General features: G+C 34.2%; 17 protein-coding genes and 1 pseudogene. 10 read left to right on the top strand and 8 right to left on the bottom strand.

Features of this window, described 5'->3' with window-relative positions:
• Positions 1-63: 63 nt before the first annotated feature.
• Positions 64-1,065: a hypothetical protein gene (locus RE409_RS28775; RefSeq protein ID WP_309559342.1), complete on the bottom strand. Its 1,002-nt coding sequence runs from the start codon at positions 1,063-1,065 to the stop codon at positions 64-66.
• A gap of 246 nt (positions 1,066-1,311) precedes the next feature.
• Positions 1,312-1,593, bottom strand: coding sequence for a hypothetical protein (locus RE409_RS28770; protein ID WP_309559341.1), 282 nt, complete (start codon positions 1,591-1,593; stop codon positions 1,312-1,314).
• Positions 1,594-1,848: 255 nt separating this feature from the next.
• Here RE409_RS28770 and RE409_RS28765 point away from each other — a divergent pair.
• Both RE409_RS28765 and RE409_RS28760 read left to right on the top strand, forming a co-directional pair.
• A pseudogene (locus RE409_RS28765) lies at positions 1,849-2,050 on the top strand (IS1595 family transposase); the annotation flags it as partial.
• Positions 2,051-2,133: 83 nt separating this feature from the next.
• Entirely contained in the window at positions 2,134-2,343 is a 210-nt protein-coding gene (locus RE409_RS28760) for a hypothetical protein (RefSeq protein WP_309559340.1), read from the top strand.
• Positions 2,344-2,544: 201 nt separating this feature from the next.
• Here the strand turns inward: RE409_RS28760 and RE409_RS28755 are convergent, their stop codons facing one another.
• The 3 genes from RE409_RS28755 to RE409_RS28745 form a co-directional block, all read right to left on the bottom strand.
• Positions 2,545-3,168 (bottom strand): helix-turn-helix domain-containing protein, encoded by a 624-nt coding sequence (locus RE409_RS28755; protein WP_309559339.1) that lies wholly within the window; start codon positions 3,166-3,168, stop codon positions 2,545-2,547.
• Positions 3,169-3,381: 213 nt separating this feature from the next.
• Positions 3,382-3,858 (bottom strand): CPBP family intramembrane glutamic endopeptidase, encoded by a 477-nt coding sequence (locus RE409_RS28750; RefSeq protein ID WP_309559338.1) that lies wholly within the window; start codon positions 3,856-3,858, stop codon positions 3,382-3,384.
• Complete coding sequence (locus tag RE409_RS28745; RefSeq protein WP_309559337.1) at positions 3,839-5,905, bottom strand: type IA DNA topoisomerase; 2,067 nt, start codon at positions 5,903-5,905, stop codon at positions 3,839-3,841. Before RE409_RS28745 ends, RE409_RS28750 begins: the two co-directional genes overlap by 20 nt.
• A 270-nt stretch (positions 5,906-6,175) precedes the next feature.
• Here RE409_RS28745 and RE409_RS28740 point away from each other — a divergent pair, with 270 nt between their 5' ends.
• Positions 6,176-6,511 carry a YolD-like family protein gene (locus RE409_RS28740; protein ID WP_309559336.1) on the top strand — a complete coding sequence of 112 codons (336 nt, stop codon included), beginning with the start codon at positions 6,176-6,178 and terminating at the stop codon, positions 6,509-6,511.
• 54 nt (positions 6,512-6,565) lie between these two features.
• Here the strand turns inward: RE409_RS28740 and RE409_RS28735 are convergent, their stop codons facing one another.
• On the bottom strand, positions 6,566-6,703 hold the full coding sequence (locus RE409_RS28735) for a hypothetical protein (RefSeq protein WP_309559335.1): 138 nt from the start codon (positions 6,701-6,703) through the stop codon (positions 6,566-6,568).
• A gap of 496 nt (positions 6,704-7,199) precedes the next feature.
• On the opposite strand from RE409_RS28735, the gene RE409_RS28730 reads away from it, so the two are divergent.
• The 7 genes from RE409_RS28730 (at position 7,200) to RE409_RS28700 (ending at position 16,775) form a co-directional block, all read left to right on the top strand.
• Entirely contained in the window at positions 7,200-9,137 is a 1,938-nt protein-coding gene (locus RE409_RS28730; protein WP_309559334.1) for a BglG family transcription antiterminator, read from the top strand.
• A gap of 293 nt (positions 9,138-9,430) precedes the next feature.
• Entirely contained in the window at positions 9,431-9,736 is a 306-nt protein-coding gene (locus RE409_RS28725; protein WP_309559333.1) for a PTS sugar transporter subunit IIB, read from the top strand.
• 16 nt (positions 9,737-9,752) lie between these two features.
• Positions 9,753-11,093: a PTS cellobiose transporter subunit IIC gene (celB, locus tag RE409_RS28720; RefSeq protein ID WP_309559332.1), complete on the top strand. Its 1,341-nt coding sequence runs from the start codon at positions 9,753-9,755 to the stop codon at positions 11,091-11,093.
• Between the two features lie 13 nt (positions 11,094-11,106).
• Entirely contained in the window at positions 11,107-11,436 is a 330-nt protein-coding gene (locus RE409_RS28715) for a PTS sugar transporter subunit IIA (RefSeq protein WP_214796078.1), read from the top strand.
• Positions 11,433-12,761, top strand: coding sequence for a 6-phospho-beta-glucosidase (locus RE409_RS28710; RefSeq protein WP_309559331.1), 1,329 nt, complete (start codon positions 11,433-11,435; stop codon positions 12,759-12,761). The genes RE409_RS28715 and RE409_RS28710 overlap by 4 nt, the downstream gene beginning before the upstream one ends.
• A 351-nt stretch (positions 12,762-13,112) precedes the next feature.
• Positions 13,113-14,291, top strand: coding sequence for an MFS transporter (locus RE409_RS28705; protein WP_309559330.1), 1,179 nt, complete (start codon positions 13,113-13,115; stop codon positions 14,289-14,291).
• 1,248 nt (positions 14,292-15,539) lie between these two features.
• On the top strand, positions 15,540-16,775 hold the full coding sequence (locus RE409_RS28700; protein WP_309559329.1) for an IS110 family RNA-guided transposase: 1,236 nt from the start codon (positions 15,540-15,542) through the stop codon (positions 16,773-16,775).
• Between the two features lie 389 nt (positions 16,776-17,164).
• On the opposite strand, the gene RE409_RS28695 is transcribed toward RE409_RS28700, so the two are convergent.
• Positions 17,165-17,638, bottom strand: a complete 474-nt coding sequence (locus RE409_RS28695; protein ID WP_309559327.1) for a hypothetical protein — start codon at positions 17,636-17,638, stop codon at positions 17,165-17,167.
• 56 nt (positions 17,639-17,694) lie between these two features.
• Positions 17,695-18,945, bottom strand: a complete 1,251-nt coding sequence (locus RE409_RS28690; protein WP_309559325.1) for a ParM/StbA family protein — start codon at positions 18,943-18,945, stop codon at positions 17,695-17,697.
• Between the last annotated feature and the right edge of the window lie 590 nt (positions 18,946-19,535).

The following is a 19,535-nucleotide window of genomic DNA, read 5'->3' as shown; positions in this document are numbered from 1 at the left end:
ACATTATTTATTGAACAACATACCCATATATTATCTTTAAATTTAATATGTACCAAGAAATTTTTAATTATCCTCTAACCAATTGTAAAAGGGAACTGGTTTACTAGGTTCAGTTTTTTTATTTTGTCTTTTATTTTTCTCTTCAAGTATTCGTTTAAGATCCCTTTGATGTTTTTTAGTTTTACGTTGTTGTCGCTGCATTATAATTCCGTTTAGAAAGTATTTAGGGTAATCTATTATTTCTTTTCCTTCTAATTGCATTTCTAAGTACATTTGTTTATATTGCTCTACCACTTCATATTCGTATAAAAAGAGTTCGTTTTCTTCTGATAAAATAACTATTGTTTTCGCTATAAAGGCATCTATATCTTTATAAATAAGCGATTTATATAATATTCTATCTGTATAATCTAATCCTTCTTCTTCATCCATTAATAAAGTATTTGATTCATGATTTATATAGTTATTTGAAACATTATTAAAGTTATTTAAAACATTAATGGGTTGCATTTTTGCAACCGTCACCGTTGCATTTTCGCAACCGTCCACCGTTGCATTTTCACAACCGTCTACCGTTGTATTTTTGCAACCGTCTATTTTAATGCTTTTCTCTAATTTTCTTCCACCTTGTCTAGCAAAAAATGAAGCTGTAGTATTATAGTTCATTTTCCAATCTCGGCACTTTTCCAAGGGGCTAGTCTCTAATTCCTTATTATTTTGTGGATAATCATAAGGAATTATATTTATTGGTTTTTGGGTTTTACGTTTACTATCTTCATATTCAACTAGATCAATTAATCCATATTCCCATAGAACAGGTATAATTGTTCTATATAGTGTGGATTTATTCATTTCTAATTTCTCTGCTACCTTCTCAATAGACATTGGGATTTTAGCCTGGCTAATATCATTAATTTTTTCATCTGCTCTATTTACCCATGTATGAAATTTTAGCCATGAAGTAAAGGCCTTCGGTCCAAGTTTATCTATCCAGTCATCAGCAACCACATAATGTAGTATTGGAAGTAGTAATTCTTCTCTTTTTTTCTTAGCTTTAATAAACATTTATTAAGTCTCCTTTTCACTTTATATAGTGGAAGGAGGATGTATACCTGTGATATATTTAGATTATTATAATATTAAAAGGGTATATTATCCTTCCTGCTAGGACCCCAGATGTCGCCAAACTATCGAGGGGTTTTTTTTTATCTTTTCTAATTCTACCAATTATGTCATAAGTTATTATTTTTGTGAACAAAGCACTACTTTTACATAATTCCTTTTTCCTATAAAAAAGGAATATTATGTATGTTAACCCATTAAGTTAAGCACCCACACCCCTCCACCAATAGCAAATACTAAAGCTACGGTAGATAACGCCAAATATAAGAGGAAAAATCCAAAATTTAAAATAAAAGGTATTGTTTTATATAAAATAAAACCAAGACAAGCAATTAAAAAAACGGTAAGGAATAACTGTAGTATTACATGTCTAAAAAACACTAAAATTCCAAATAAAACAAATAAATATAACACTGGACGATATTTCTTGTATGATTTATCTGGAGTGACCATCTTTTCTCCTGCATTCATATAAAAACCTCCTTCTAAAGGCTTTGAATACTTTCAAAATCAGTATTTATGATATAGTCTGTAACTGCTAAATTCATTAGATAGCCATGGACAAAAAGCTGTTGTATATGGCTTTTCTATTTCAATAACAACCTAATATAGCATTTTAAATAATGCTTGTATCTTCATGTTGTCTAGAGAACCATCTAATTATCTGTTGAGAAATGATTTCCATAAAACTACACTAACCTTAATTAAAAGGCTATGTTAATTAAATATCACAACCGTTTAAGGCTGGATGCAAAGATTTAATGGTGTGGCAACAAAATACCTCGACAATTATTTGAGTTGGTTTCAATTCTTAGATGTAGTGAAACATCGAAGCGATAATGAACCAGTTAAAAGGATGATTTTGGAAAGTTCTATATTTACAACTTTTCATACTAATAAAAGCATAAGAAAGATAAAATTCAACTAACAAAGTGATGAAAAATATTCTATCTACCCTATTAATTAGGTGGTAAAATTTAGTTAGGAGATTATTAGGAAAGGAGGTTTAAAATGGAAGTAATTTTAGCAAGTGTCTTTTCAGCAATAATAATAGTAATAACTGTTTATTCAATGATGAAGGTATGCCTTATTGCCTATAAGAGGAATGAAATATCACTTCGGAAATTCATTATTTTTACAACTTCTTCGATTGTAATAGGTTTAATAGTTGCTTCCGTTTTACCCTTCGGTTATCAAAAAGTAATTGATTACATTTATTAACTACTTTTTTAAAGAATGACCTTCTCAATTGAAGGTCTTTTATCTCTTTGTAAAACAACAATAATGATTATCATAGCCAATAAAAAAGATCCTGTAAGCATACACAGGATCTTTCCTCAATCTTCAAAACGTCATTATTTATAAACATCACAACTTTATTTCAAAGACACACTATATAATTAAGTCTCTTATTCACTTATATCATTCATTGTCATTATGTAAAAATTCTTCTCTTATAGTATAAATAGTATTTCTAGAAATATTTAAAGTGTCTGATATTCTTTTAATAGGAACATCATTTTTAAGCATCTGTATTACATTGTAATAGACATTTCGGTCTTCTGGATCTTTAGCATTTTTACTATATTTTTTGGGCCTTCCTGAACCCTTTTGATCCTTTAAAGCCTTTATAGTCTCCATTCCTTTAGCTTGTCTTCTTCTTATTTCATTCTTTTCCTTAACTTCAACCCATACTAACACTAAAAGTAATTGCTTTCTTAATAATCTTTGTAAATCCCAATCGTTTTCATCAGAAAGACGATCCAAATGAGCATTAAAAACACTTATACCAATGTCTTTTTCCTCTAACTTCTTAACAACATTTATAATATCATCTATATTTTCACCTAAATCATCTAGAGAATTAATAACTAAAATATCTTTTTCAGACATTGTTTCAATACTCTCTAGAAGCATTTTTTGATAGTTGTCTTTATTAGTACTAAGCTCTACAATTATCTTTTCAACGCCTTCTTGTTTCATTCTTTCAAACTTTGCAGTAGATGACGTATCATTCTCCATATTTTTCATATATCCAATTTTCAATGAAATTCCACCACCTTTCTAATTGCACTTTAACTGCTAAATAATAAAAGAATGTCCAATAATTATACAATAAATGATGTTTTAAGAATAATGTAGGCTAATTAATGAATGTTAGTCATATATTACGATAATAATTATTTATTTGCTCTTTTATTATAATTTTATTTGGAAAAAAAAGGCAATCCACCATTAAATAGTGAATTACCCTTCTTTTTAATAAAAAGTGGCTAGAAAAACCGTTACATTATATAAAACGTGCATGATAATTGGCACTTTTAAATCATTAGTCTTTTCATAATATAAAGCATATATCAATCCATTAGCTAAATAAGGGAGAAAATACAAATCTAAATGGAATATAGCAAATATCATATTCGATAGAACTATAGTCTTTTTTCTACCTAGTACTTCTTGAAAAGCATTAGGTATCCATTTTCTGAAAATAAATTCCTCAATTATAGGTGATAATAATAAAGGTGATAAAATCCTTAAAATATTGGCATCTATACGCTCATTTATACCCTTAGTATTGGTACTAGTCTCAAAAGGGAAGAAACTTCTTAAATAAGCTAATAATAAGCTTATAGCTAATATAAGGATAGTCCCCAGAATCACAGTAATAAGTTTATTTTGATTGAATAAAAGTGTATTGGTTAATTTAATTGAGCTATTATTTTTTGTGAAATTCAAATTCAACCTTATCACCTTTTAGAACAAGATAGGCATCAAATTTCTTACCACTTTTTTGTGAAGTAAATCCCTTAATTAAATTTGTTTTATTTTTTAAAAGTAACTGTTTTATTTGAGAAATGGTTAGATTCTTCCCTGAGATTTTCTTGAAGATAATAAATTCCTGTGCTGGATCTTGGCTTTTATTTTTACATTTATAAACTTTGTTTTCCTCTTTGATAAGATAATCACCAATTTCAACCTTATTACTATCTTGTATTTTTTTAATTTTGTCCGTAGTTAATTCTTTTCCTTTTAATTCAGTTAATGTTTTACTAATGAAGGAATTAATATTACTAAGAAAAGTTTTTTGTGATCCTTCTCCTGTACCAATTTTCTTCAAATACTCTTCCCATTTAGCTGTCATTTCGGGGCTGCCTAAAAGTATGTTCTGTGTAAGTTCATAAAGTAAAATACCCTTTTCAGTCGGGTATAACTTTGTTTTTTCTACTTTTACATATTCTCTATCAATTAATGTTTTGATGATAGTTGATCTAGTGGCTGGGGTTCCAAGCCCTAACTTATCCATTAGGCCACCTTTACCACCAAGAGTAGCTTCAGTTAGTCTTGAAAGTGGTTTTGTTTTATCCTCTTCCAAGATAGGTGTAAATATGATTTCTTCACCTTCAATGAACTCTGGCAATATTACTTTATCTTCTTTTTCATTATCGTCATCTAACTTTTCTATATTAATCCAACCTATAATTCTAGGAACATTTCCTTTTGTAATAAAGTCTATTCCATTTATATTTACTTTTACTACTGTAGATTCATAAGAATAATCTTCAGCAAACATTAAAACTGTATTTCTAACAACAGCCTCATAAACGTTGCGCTGCTCTTCATCTAAGGAAGATAAAATAGGTATTTTTTCAGTTGGAATTATCGCATAATGCTCGAGTACTTTATCATTATTTACATATTCTTTTCTTGGATTTAGGTTTTTACTTTCAAAACTAACACCAATTACTTCTTTATACTTTTCCAGATTACTTTTTAAGTATTCAAACTCATTAGTAGTAATTAAATCACAGTCTGTCCGCGGATATGAAAGGTAACCATCTTGATATAAGGATTGAATTACTGTAAGGGATTTGTCTAAACTATATTTCCACTTTTTATTTGTATAGCTTTGTATCCCTCCTAAATTAAATAATTTGGGAGCTTTTTTTGATTTAATTTCCTTTTTTACGGATAGAATATTCGCTTTTATTTTTTCTTCTAGTTGGAATGGTTTTAATACTTTAGATAGTTCATCTTTACTTTCATACTTTTTATCACTAGTAAATTTAACTTTGTCATTGTTTTTATCAGCCATTCCAATAATTTTATAAAAAATCTCTTCTTTAAAATTCTTTATAGCCAGGTCATTTTGTACGATTAAACTATTACATGGTGTCTGAACTCTACCTAATGAATATACTCCGTTTAAGCCTTTTGATTGTGCAAAAAGTGTGAAATATTGCGTGAAGTTCATACCAACTAAATAATCGCTAATTTGTCTTGTTTGTGCTTCCACATAATAATTATAGGTTTCCTTGCTGTCTTTTAAATTTTCAAATCCTCTCTGAACCTCTTTATCTACCATTGAGTTTATCCATAATCTTTTTTTAGGTGTATTTCTTACTTTCTGAGAGCATTTAGAGAATATTGAATATGCTATGTTTTCCCCTTCTCTATCCGGATCTGTTGCTACAATGATTAAGTCAGCTTCTTCTAATTGCTTCTTAGCATAAAGAAACTGATCCTTTGTTTTTTCACTAACTTCATATAACATCGTGGAGGGTTGGAAAGGGAGATTATTCATATTCCACTTCTTATATTGTTCTCCATACTTATCCATATTTGATAATCCTACTAAATGACCTACCCCCCAGGTAATACTAACGTCTCCGTTTATTATGTTTGAATCTATATCCAAGTAACCTTTTCCTCTTTTTACTGTGCCAAGGGCACTCGCATATTTTGTCGCTTGTGTTGGCTTTTCTGCAAGAATGACAGTTTTCAAAATTTCCCCTACTCCCTTATGTAGTTTATAATACCTAATATTTTATTATTAATATTATTGAACACTTTTTTTAAACATTCATAACGATAGCACTATTTACATTCCTTTTCAACAATGTAAATAAGCTCATATAAAAGCATTTTAAGGAAAATATAGTGACTATTATTAGTTATTGAACAATTAAATTGATTAGTTATATTTACCCATTCGCATTTGAAGCCTTCTATAAGAACATTTGTTCGTATATAATGTACTTAGGAGTGTGATTCGATGAATAAGGATAGAGGAATGTTAAAGTGGCAGCCAGCACTAATGCTTCCTGAACTGAAAAAATTACATGAGCAAGTTACCCAAGACTACTTTAGAGTATCCAAACCCATTCTGGATGAGTATCTAATACAAGAAATAGAAGAACAGATTACTTATTCTATGGAATATATTTTGCCTGTTACCATAACTTTGTATAATGATGGTTTTCCAAAAGATATAAAAGGGTTCTTTGTTTACCTGGACCCTATAAATAAAAAAATTAAATTTGAGCTTGAAGATCAAACATTTCTTAATATTAAATTTTCCGATATCTTAGATATAATGGTTCATGAATAAATACTAAAAGGGATAGAAGAAAAATGGTGTGCAGCTGTAATGAGTTTCTGATGATTAATCACAAATAATAATAACATCTATTAAGAGTATGATCTCACACTGTATTTTTTCTTTAACCGTTAAATCATTACAGTTGTAATAATCATCTATTAATTGCCCAAGTGCATTATATAAAGGAATTGTCGTGTCCAAGGAACCACCTCTTTTTAGGTAAATAGTAACATAAATTAACATTATATTCCTTTGGTTTACATAAAAAGTGAAACCAAATTTTAAAAAGGAGCCAAATAAAATATGGCTCCCCTTTCATTTTAAAAATACCTTATTTTATTTTGATCATCCGTTAAATTTATAAGTGCTTGTTGCTAGGAATCTTTGTGTTGCATTTAGCATGGTTATTGTGGGTTATCATCCACTTAATTTTGCTGTAGAGGCCAATAAAAAGATACTATGTGAGCTCATTATTTTAAGGTAAATAAAAAGAAACCATTTTTAAAACAATGATTGAACAAAATGGTTTCTGAACTTATTATTTTGTTTAGTAATTTAACAAGTTGGATTATGTTCATAGGTTCTTAATGAACTCCCTAAAAGAAAAAAAGAATCTGAAACAAAAAACGCTAACCAATAAATCTCAATTATAATAGATTAATACAGTCAGGTTATACTAGAATGGAGGTGCTCAATGATGTTCACTCCTCGAATGAGCATTATTTTACATGAATTAATTTCAATGCAATCAATATCAACGGTTACAAGTGACCATTTGGCAAATTTAAATCGAGTATCATCTAGAACAATTAGAAATGAAATAAAGGAATTAGACAACCTACTTTCTGAACATGGTGCTACTGTTAGATCTGTACGAGGAACAGGATATGAACTAAAAATTAACGATGAACGATCTTTTCACAACTTCTTACAAGGTATTTCCAAGGATCTACAACAAGGGGTTATTCCAACTTTGCCAGAAGATCGTGTTCAGTATTTAATTAAACGCCTTCTTCTCACAGATGAATATATGAAACTCGAAAACTTAGCAGATGAATTATACATTAGTACGTCAACCATTCAAAATGACTTACGAGATGTGAAGAAGATCTTAAATAAGTATGAAATCATCTTGGATAAACGTCCTAATTATGGATTGAAAGTAATGGGAGATGAAATGAAACTGCGTTTTTGCATGTCTGAATATATCTTTAATAGAAGAGAGATTGAATTGGATTTGCTAAATGACCGTGTTTCGATACTTCCTCGAGAAGAGATATTGGCTATCCGATCTCAAATTCTCAAAATAATACAGGAATATAAGATTAATCTTTCTGATATCGGTCTAAATAACCTTATTATTCACATTGCTATTGCTTGTAAGCGTATCTATAGTGAGAATCATGTTTCCCTGTATCCAGAAGATTTGAAGGACATTATTGAGCAAATGGAATATGAAGTAGCGATAGAAATTGTTAAGGGAATTGAAGAAACTTTCCAAATAGTATTCCCGGAAACAGAAACGGCTTATGTTGCCATCCACCTTCTAGGACTTAAAATGAATAGCGACATAAGTACAAGTGCAAAAGAAGTCCAAAATTTCATTGATAAAGAAATTTATGATCTTACAGCAAGTATTTTAGAATCGATTGAAAATGAATTAAGACTAGGCGTAAAAGATGATAAAGAACTTTTCATTGGAATGAGCTTGCACTTAAAGCCAGCAATCAACCGATATCGGTATGGAATGAATTTGAGAAATCCCATGCTTCATGAAATTAAATCAAATTACCCCTTAGCCTTTGAAGCAGCTATTGTTGCAGGTAGAATGCTCAAACAAAAATTAGGAAATGATATGCATGAAAATGAAATTGGATACATTGCCCTTCACATAGGCGGAGCTATTGAACGAAGAAAAATGATTAATCAGCCAAAACGCTGTATTATTGTATGCGCTTCCGGTGTTGGAAGCGCCAGACTACTATATTATAAGCTCCAATCAAAATTTGGTTTTGACTTAAATATAATAGGAACTACCGAATATTATAAATTAAGTCAAATTTCTATGGATGGACTGGATTTTATTGTTAGTACCATTCCCATTCCAGATAACTTACCCATCCCGGTTATTGAAGTAAATACAATTCTGGGCACAAATGACTTTGAAAAAATTGAAAATATAATGTTGGAAAAAAAACACAAGACAATAAAGTATACAAGGGAAGAATTAGTCTTCCTTCAGCAAAATCTTGAAACAAAAGAAAAGGTCATTCATTTTTTGGGAGATAAATTACAAAAATTAGGTCTTGTTAATGAAGAGTTCATTGCATCCGTTTTTGAAAGGGAAGCTATATCGCCAACTTGTTTTGGTAACCTTGTAGCCGTGCCCCATCCAATCATGCCACAGACTGACACTACATTTTGGACGGTATGTACTTTGCAAAAGCCAATAACTTGGGAAGATAAACGTGTTCAATTTGTTTGCCTATTAAGTGTGCAAAAAAATAGCAGTGAGGATTTACAAAAAATGTATAACTTATTAGGTAAGGTAATAGATAATACACATATAGTTCAACGTTTATTGAAATGTAGAACCTATCAAGAATTTATCGGTGTATTTCTTAGACATAAATAATAAAAAGACAACCCTTTTTGGCAATCGAATGAAGATGCCATAAAGGGTTTTGTTGTTAAATTTTTAGATAAGGTAAATTCAATAGTTTACTTCCCGTTGACAAAGAATAAACTATTGATTTCACCATAATATGAAGCGCACATAATCTTTTTCCATTAGCTGCGGCAAAACATTGTATATAAATGTAAGGGATTCTGTTTTATGATAAAAACACAAAGCAGGTTAATACATCAGAAGGTATAAATGTAAGCGCTTCAACTTAATTAAAATCACTTATATTGGGGGAATGCTTTATGAATATTTTACTATGTTGTGCAGCAGGCATGTCTACGAGTTTATTGGTAACAAAAATGGATAAAAGTGTCCAAGAACAAGGAACAAATCATAAAATATGGGCTGTGGCAGGAGATGCAGTACAAAATCATATTGATCAGGCAGATATTTTATTACTAGGTCCTCAAGTTAGGTATTTACTGCCTAAATTGAAAAAGTTAGGGCAAGAAAAAGGAATTCCGGTTGATGTGATTAATTCCGTTCATTATGGAACCTGTAATGGAAGAGAGGTCGTGAAATTTGCTGAACAATTAGTTTCTAAATAGGAGGAGCGTGAACGGGTTGAGCAAAATTAATAGTGTACTCGAAAGATATATCATGCCATTTGCTGGTAGGGTTGCAGAACAACGCCATCTTCAAGCTTTAAGGGATGGTATGGTTCTTACAATGCCACTAATTATAATTGGTTCACTTTTTTTAATTTTAGCTAATTTGCCTTTTCAGGCTTATACAGATTTTTTAGCAGACCATCCACAATTGAGGGCTAGTATTCTTTATCCTTATAGGGGAACGTTCGAGATCATGGCCTTGGTCGCTACATTTGGAATCGCTTATCGCTTAGCTGAATCTTATAAAGTAGACCCACTTGCCTCAGGAGCCGTTTCACTCGCTGCCTTTTTTGTAGGAACACCCTTTGTTTCTTATACAATAGGACAAAATCCAGATGGAACGAATATTATCGAAACCGCCTATCAAACTGGGATGTTTACAAGTAAAGGGTTATTCGTAGGAATGGTGATTGCCATTCTCGCTACCGAAATCTATCGGATTATCATTCAAAAGGATATTGTTATCAAACTACCTGAGACAGTTCCACCAGCAGTTGCACGCTCGTTTTCAGCTTTGATTCCTGGATTTGCGGCCATTATGGCTGTTTGGATTCTGCGATTATTAGTTGAGAATATTGGGGATTTCGGGAATTTACACAATGTTGTTACCCTACTTTTGCAACAGCCTCTGACACAAATCGGCACTAGTTTAGTTGGTACGCTTATTACCTTCCTTATCATTACTTTAATGTGGAGTACAGGGTTACATGGAGCTACGATCGTTGGTTCAGTTATGACTCCTGTTTGGTTAACTTTAAGCAACGAAAATGCTGCATCGTTGGCTGCAGGGGAACCTGTGAAACATATAGTGACAAATGAATTCAATGATATTATTCTGATTGGTGGTTCTGGAACGACATTAGCATTGGTACTAACTATGGTATTACTTGCAAGGAGTCAGCAGCTGAAACAACTAGGACGCTTAAGTATTGGTCCTGGTGTTTTTAATATTAATGAACCTATCATATTCGGTATGCCGATTGTATTGAACCCAATTATGATCATTCCATTTATCCTTACTCCTGCTATATCAGTTATTATTACCTATCTATCAATGGATATGGGGCTAGTTGCTAAACCTATTGGTATTGTTACACCCTTTACAATGCCTCCAATCATTGGTGGATATCTAATCACTGGAAGCATCTCTGGTTCAATTCTTCAATTGGTCATTATTGCGGTATCTTTCTTCATTTACTTTCCATTCTTTAAAATATGGGATAACCAAAAATTAAAAGAAGAAAATACTATAGATATCACTAGTAAAATGGAAGATCAACAAAGCGTTATCTAAGGAGGATTGGACAATGGAGGAATTACAATCTCACATATTTAAACTTATTTTGCATGGCGGGAATGGAAGAAGCTCAGCTATGGAAGCAATCACAGCAGCGAAAGAGGGGAATTTCTTAGAGGCGAAAGAAAAGCTGAAACAGGCTGGGGAAGAATTAAATCAGGCCCATCATATTCAAACTTCTTTAATTCAAGGAGAGACAAGAGGAGAAAACAATGAAATTTCTCTTTTAATGATTCATGCTCAAGACCATTTAATGAATGCTATAACAGTGAAAGACTTATCTACTGAATTTGTAGAGTTGTATGAAGCGATCAAAATTACTGGAGGGATAAAATTATGAAAAAAGGAATTAAAATTGTTACAATTGGCGGAGGATCTAGCTATACACCTGAACTTATAGAAGGATTTATTAAAAGATATGATGAACTTCCAGTAAGAGAATTATGGTTAGTTGATGTGAATGAAGGAAAAGAGAAGTTAGAAATTGTGGGGAGTCTCGCCAAACGTATGGTTGAAAAAGCAGGATTACCTATAGAAATTCATCTAACATTAGATAGAAGAAAGGCGTTAGAGGGTGCAGACTTTGTAACCACTCAATTCCGTGTAGGTTTACTGGATGCACGTATGAAAGATGAAAGAATTCCATTGAAGTATGGAGTGATTGGCCAAGAAACAAATGGTCCTGGTGGATTGTTCAAAGGTTTACGTACGATACCAGTCATTTTGGATATTGTAAAAGACATCGAGGAGCTATGTCCTAATGCGTGGCTTGTAAACTTCACGAACCCCGCTGGCATGGTGACAGAAGCTATCTTACGTTATAGCAACCATAAAAAAGTAGTTGGTTTATGTAATGTACCAATTGGAATTAAAATGAGAATCGCAGATGGTCTAGGTGTTGACGCTAGTCGGGTTCAAGTGAACTTTGCTGGATTAAATCATATGGTATTTGGTCTCGATGTATTCTTGGATGGAGTAAGTATACTAGATAAAGTGATTGAAGACATGGCAAATCCTGATTCATCTATGTCAATGAGCAATATTAAAGCCATTGCTTGGGATCCTGATTTCCTTCGTGGTTTAGGGGCCATTCCTTGCCCTTATCATCGTTATTACTACAAAACTAGTGATATGCTAGAGGAAGAATTACGGGCTGCTGAAACCGAGGGAACTCGTGCAGAAGTGGTGCGGTCGCTTGAAAAGGATTTATTTAAATTGTACAAAGATCCAAATTTAACGATTAAACCACCTCAACTTGAAAAACGTGGGGGAGCTTATTACAGTGATGCTGCTTGTAGCTTAATTTCTTCTATCTACAATGACAAACGTGATATTCAAACTGTTAATACATTGAATAACGGCGCCATTGCGAGTATTGCAGATGATTCCGCAGTTGAGGTAAACTGTGTTATTACAAAAGACGGTCCAAAACCGATTTCAGTAGGAGATCTTCCAGTTACAGTAAGAGGTCTTGTGCAGCAAATTAAATCATTTGAACGCGTAGCTGCAGAAGCTGCTGTGACAGGAGACTATAATACAGCACTCGTCGCCATGACAATTAATCCACTTGTCCCGTCTGATACTATTGCCAAAAAAATATTGAATGAAATGTTGGAAGCACATAAAGAATATTTACCTCAATTTTTCAACTCTGTTGAGGTATAATCCTCGAAGTTGTTAAGCATCCGAGTCCCCTGTTTAATATAGATATATTCTCAATTTTCACCCATGAAAGCACAAAACACACATTTCTGGATGACTAAAGCCGATGATTCCTCCAGAGGAATCATCGGTCTTTTACATAGTATCTTACATTTGGGATATCCCTATTAGCCGTTGACAGCCCCTTCACAAAATAAGGGTGACATACGGCTCAGGTACAAAAACTCCAAGATACACTAAATTATACTCATACTATTACTCTAAACAAGGTGCGTGATCACTATGGAAAACAATATTTATTCAAGTGGAAAATAAGAAATAATACTGAATCTTTCAACCGAGGAGGAATGAAATGTGGAACGCCTATGGACCAAGTCGTTTATTCTCATGACAGTAGGGATGTTTTTTCTATTTACCGCATTTTATATGCTGTTCCCAACGCTGCCGCTGTTTATCAAACAGATGGGCGGCAACGAAACGCAGGTCGGTCTGGCGATGGGCGCGTTTATGCTGACTGCGGTTATTTTTCGCCCGTTCGTCGGCGGGCTGCTGGACCGGTTCGGCAGGCGTCCGTTTATCCTCTGGGGGCTGCTTCTCTTTGCCGTGGCGATGTATATGTATAGCTGGATCGGCGGAATCGTCATTTTGATGGCGCTCAGAATATTGCACGGGGTGAGCTGGGCCTTTTCCACAACCGCCATTCTCACGGCGGTTACGGATATGATCCCGTCCGCCCGACGTGGAGAAGGCATGGGTTGGTTTAGCATGTCCATGACCCTGGCCATGGCAATCGGCCCGCTGTTCGGTCTTTGGGTTACACAGAACCTGTCGTACGACGCTCTCTTTCTATTCGCCGTCGGTCTCTCTGCCGCAGCGCTATTCTTGATGTTGGGTGCAAAAATGCCTTTCCAGCCGCAATTAGGCACAAGGAGAATTGAATTTTTCGAAAAATCGGTCTTACCCGTCACGGCATCCATCTTTTTTCTATTTCTCGCTTATGGCGGCATTATCAGCTTTGTTTCGCTGTTCGCTGACTCGATCCAGGTCAATTCCGGCACGTTCTTTCTGGTCTATGCCGCAACGCTTGTCCTGATCCGTCCCATTGCGGGAAAACTTTCGGACCGGTACGGCGAGGCGTTTGTCATTATCCCGTCCCTTGTGACTACGATATTGGCTTTGATTGTCTTGAGCTTCTCGACCGGATTGTTCGGCGTGCTCGCTTCGGCGGTTCTGTACGGTATCGGTTTCGGTTCCGCGCAGCCGGCTCTTCAAGCAGCAACCATCCGTATTGTCCGCCCTGACCGTGCAGGCGTAGCCAATGCTTCTTTTTCGACTGCTACTGACCTTGGTATCGGGCTAGGTTCGATCCTGTTAGGCTGGGTTTCTCAGAACACGAGCTATCAGATGTTGTTCACGATCAGTGCCGTGTCGGTCGTGTTTTCCTTGTTGATGTTCACTTTTTTTGTAAAACGTTTGTTGAAAAATAAAGAGTTGGGCCTTCCGAACACCGGGTCTCTTCCCTCTAAAAACTAGTTGACGCAACCTCAGCTTAATTGAAGAACCATCTGATGTAGCGATTACGAGATGATTATGCGACCTTTGCACCGAGATTGGCAATCTAAAAATCGGGTTCTGGTGCAAATATGATTTGTTAGAAACATAGTACCTGAATATCCTTTTCATCTATGAATTATGATGCTACTTCAAATAATTTGTGTAGTTCTTAGGGAGGTCGGTGACTTAGAGGTCGCCCTCCTACCCAACAAAAGGGAGCGATAACTTCAAATCCTTGCCTATTCGTCATGAACAACACCTTAAAAGAAAACTGGATATGCTCAAATATAGATGAGATTGTGAAGGATTATTCTTTTTCTAAATTCCCCTAAAATAATTAAGCTCATTGGTCGGTTATCGCACCATGCACGACTATATTATTATTTAAAATATACAGAAAAAAAAAGAGAGGGATTCCTCCCTCATTCCTTAGTTATTTCATTCATTTAGTCTGGTTTTTCTTATCTTAATTCAATAGGAAAGGAAGTTTGTTACGATGTTTGAAATTTCTTAGAAAAAATGCACCTCCAATTGTTAGCTGTGTCTAACTATTGGGGTGCAGTTCACTTTAAGGAATCGACTTTTTTTACTTCTTCTTATAGAACTAACGCACCTGTTAGTTCATTAAGAAAAGCGATTCTTATTAAAGAATCGCGCCCGATTATGGAACAACGACCACTCCTAATAGGAATATTATAAAAACGGTGATAGTATTGTTATAATAGATTTTTAGACATTTTGAAAGTAACGACAAATGTTATGGGTGGTGTTTTTTTGAAAAAAGAAGTGAAAAAGGATTTAATTAAAGTTATATCCGTGACTGTTGTAGGTGTAATTCTTATATTAATGATTCCTATTCTTTTTTCTTATTTATTATAATAACTACTTTGACATCATTTACCGTATTCGTGTTTCCTCCACAATTTGGCCCAATTGTTGAACAAAGGTCAAACAGCACTCTTCAACTATCCTGCCCCGATCGTATTATAAAGGTCAGCCAGTTATTTCTGGTTGAACAATTTTTATATCGATATATGATAACGGTAGCCGGGGTAGAACGTTCCTGCCCGTGGGGCTTGGACCCCGTCAACTAAACAGTTCGCCCCCTACTTGCTTAAACATGATTTGGCTGGTTGGGACCAAGATCTCGTATAACAAGCGAAGCTATGATACTGCAAGAAGGATTAGGGGTTACCGGCAATATTATGTTTTTGGAGGAGATAAAAAATGAATCCAGTGGTTGGTCTGGATGTAGCTAAAGGTGAAAGTCAGGTTCAAGCGTTCTTGGATAAAAAGAAGCCTTATAAAAGAAGTTTTAAAGTAGCACATACCATTGAAGGACTAGAGAGCTTACACCAATATCTTAGAGAGATAGAAAACGTAACAGGAATTCGACCTCCGGTCGTTTTAGAGTCTACTGGGCATTATCATACGCCCGTTGTACAGTATTTTGAGGAGAGAGGTTACTTATTAATTATCGTTAACCCACTCATTTCTTATCGTGCGAAGAGCTCTAGTTTACGGAAAGTAAAGACAGATTTAATCGATGCACGTCACCTCTGCGAGCTGTACTATAAAGAGGATTTAGAGCCTTATAAAAAACGAGGGATACAACTCTTAAATCTTCGTAATCTTTCAAGACAACATGCAAATATAACAGGTATCTATGTACAAACAAAACTACAGTTTCAGGCTGTTCTTGATCAAGTATTTCCTGAATATAGAGGGGTTTTTGGAGATTTGTATTCGGTTGTTTCTTTGCTTACTCTATTAGAATTCCCTACTTCTGAAGACATATCAGCAGTCGATGAAGAAACTGTAGCAAATAGGATTAATGAACTTTGTCCAAGTCGTTCTAGAAAGTGGGCGAATACACAGGCAGAGAAACTTATGGCTGCCTCAGCTCGAAATCCTTTTCAGAGAACTTTATATCAGAGTCACATTTTAAGCCTAGAGATGTATATAAAAATGCTTCTAGAATACCAAAAGCACCTATCCAAATTGGAAGAAGAGATAAATGCTTTGGCAAAAGAAATTGAAGAATATAAGATTATCCAATCCATCCCTGGTATCGGTGAAAAAATCGCTACAACGATTATTTCTGAAATTGGAGAGATTGATCGGTTTAATCACCCTAAAAAACTAGTGGCATTTGCCGGAATTGATCCAAGTATCTTTGAATCAGGTAAATTTAAAGGCTCAGTAAATCGGATTACCAAAAGAGGTTCTGGTAGACTACGCCATGCCTTATATATGGCAGTTCGTTGTGCCATTCGTGATTGTCGCAAGAAGAAAACGACAGATGAAATCATCCCTCGGAACAAAAGATTACGAGAGTTCTATGATAAGAAACGTGAAGAAGGAAAGCCCTTTAAAGTAGCTGTGATAGCATGTGCCAATAAGCTTCTACAATGGATTTATGCACTATTACAAAATAACTCGACTTTCCAAGATCTAACCTAGTTTAAAAGTATAACTAAATAGCACAAAACTTTCCAAATATAGTTCATTGGAAGGTTATTTAGCATGCACAAATTTAGTATAGCATGAAATATTTTAAGTTTTCATTGAAAAATGTTGACTAACTATTAGCTGGTTTAGTTCATTAAGCAAAAAGACCACCAAATGGCAGCCCCGGATCTCAACTAACGTGTATGCGAATACTATAATACAAGTTTCGACAATTTATATATGAATTCGGCTCTTCATATAAGTGCAACCACTCTCTGGAACCACCAATACATAAACTTTCCAATTTAAATGGGAGTAAGAATAACAAAAAAAGAGACTAATTCAAAACACCTTTTGAATCAGCCTCTTACATATATCTGAGCTCTATTTTTAAAAATGTTTTATCCCTTTAAATTGGTCATCTTCCCCAACTTCAATAGTTTAGAAAGGGCTTCGTTTGATTGACCCTTACCTTCCTTAGTATCTTCTTCATGATTCAATGGCGCTTCAGATGGAACGATTGGTGAGGAAGATGGATTACTTTTCTGGGATATCGGCTGCACTATTTGCTGGGCAAACGCCGTCCCTTCGGGATTCCCTACAATTAAAGAAACGATATTATAAAGAATCCTTTGCCCTTCCTCCGTTTTCAAAAGTGCTAATTGATCATTCGTAAAGGAGTCTAGTGGAAGGTAAATACCTTGTTCCTTATAAGATCCATTCCGAACCTTTAATCCATCTTCAATAAGTCCGCTAATAAGTTCATTTCTGCTTTTAAAGCTGTCTACCAACTCATTAAATTCATTAGCCCATTTTATCGAGGTTTTTGGGGTATATTGAATTCCCCGACCTGGAGTGATTTTTCTATTGGACACGTTACCACCACCTTGTATCACAACTAAAAGAAGATGCTGCTCCTACTCTTGAATTTTTATGCTTCAATTGATTGCTTTTCAATTTCAGCAATAATATTTTTCAGGAGATATGCCTTACTAGTAAAGAAACTGGCTTGATCGATACTAGGAGGAAATAGGCAATCCTCATCTTTGAGTTCTTCTAGGTGTTGATAGGCGAAGAGAAGCCCTCCCCCTACGATAATCATTTGCCCAACGTTGGTATCAACAAAATACCGGATGACTTTATCTTTCACTTCTTCGGCATATTCTTTCGTATATTTATCTACAATTTTTGTGATATCCGCTGTTTTGGACTGCCAGGTCGCTTTAAAGACAGGAGAATATTTAGAATTTAAAACCATTTTATTGATTTCCGGCTTGATGAACTTCCTCATGAATTCTTCACGTGTAAACGAAATCTTAGGAGTTTTATTCACCCTTTCAAAACGGGCCCGTATGCTGTCGAATTCCTTTAGTTCCGCTGCTTCTTTCATGATTAAATCAATATATTTATTTGTACCTATCAGATGGTTTGTAGATTTAGTTGAATTTAAACCATTTTCATCATAAAGAGCTAGATCCAATGTTCCAGCTCCTAAATCAGCTATGGCAAACTCATCATGAATTTGTGATGAAAATTCAGTTTCCACCACTTCCCCATCCACTAAATCAAATGCCAATGCTAAGTAGCTCGTTACGCCTTCCACATTAAGCTGAACATCCGTAATATTAATGGTTATGGTTTTGCCTTTATAAGGCCCTTTTATTGCAGTAATTTCATGCTCACCCATATATAAGTTGATTTTTTCGGAAGACGCCTGTTTGGCCTCTTCTATTGGAAGCCCAAAACTCAATGGAACGTCTACCTTATTGGTCTTACCCGATTTCCAAGCAGCTAAGGCTAATCCCGCTAAAGTTGTTACAACATGGATTTCATTCCCTAATTTATCTCTTGCATCACTGCTGGTTTCTCTTAAATTATTTTTGTCATTTGTTGAAATTTGAGCATATTCCCCTACTGTATAATAAGCATTTGTTCGATTCTTTGGTAAGGCTTTACTTTTAATATGTAAATGAAGAATCATATCATCAGGAAAAGATTTATCTGCGCTTTCATCTGGCATATCTTCAGCAGTCGTTTCCGCGTTTTCTCCGATAATACTCGCGATATTTAATGAAACAACATTTCCTTTTTGGTCGATATACGTAATTTTATTAGAAATGTTCCCACTATCCACTCCTGCAATTAAATAATCCTCTTTAAATAAAAAATCAAGTTTTGTCATGGTCTTCCTCCTTCGGACTAATCTAGTTTAGTCTACTTACTATCCAATATATAGAGAATACCTGTTAAAGTCAATGAAAAACTAGCGCTAAATTGACGTTATCGATATTCCACCGCTAACATAATATCGTTAAATTAGCGATATCTCAACGCTTAACTCACACCTTTATAAACAGTTGTTTTATTTTAACTATATATTTGACGGTAATTTGACGTTATCGTTTTTTTGACTTCTTTTATTACAAGATAATTATCCGTAAGTTACCGCTAAACCGTTCTGCGTTATTGCTACTTATCGCCAAATTAACGTTATCGCTTATTTAACGTTGAAGGTATAAGGAGAAATCACTTCATATGAACAACACTAAACTAGATTAGACTAGTTTAGTGTTGAAATGATTATCCGTAAATTACCGTTAATAATTTCATATTGTTGCTATCTACCGCTAGATTAACGTTATCGGTTATTTATCACAAGAATTGTAGCAGAAACTCACTAAAAATCTAAACTAGATTAGACTAGATTGGTTATTATTGTGCTTTCAGATTAATCTAGTCTAGATTAAAATAGATCGAATTCGTTCATTATTT

It is taken from the genome of Peribacillus sp. R9-11 (assembly GCF_031345095.1).
In the GTDB taxonomy this organism is placed as follows: domain Bacteria; phylum Bacillota; class Bacilli; order Bacillales; family DSM-1321; genus Peribacillus; species Peribacillus butanolivorans.
Note: the sequence above shows the minus strand (reverse complement) of the source record. Positions and strands in the feature narration are given on the sequence as shown.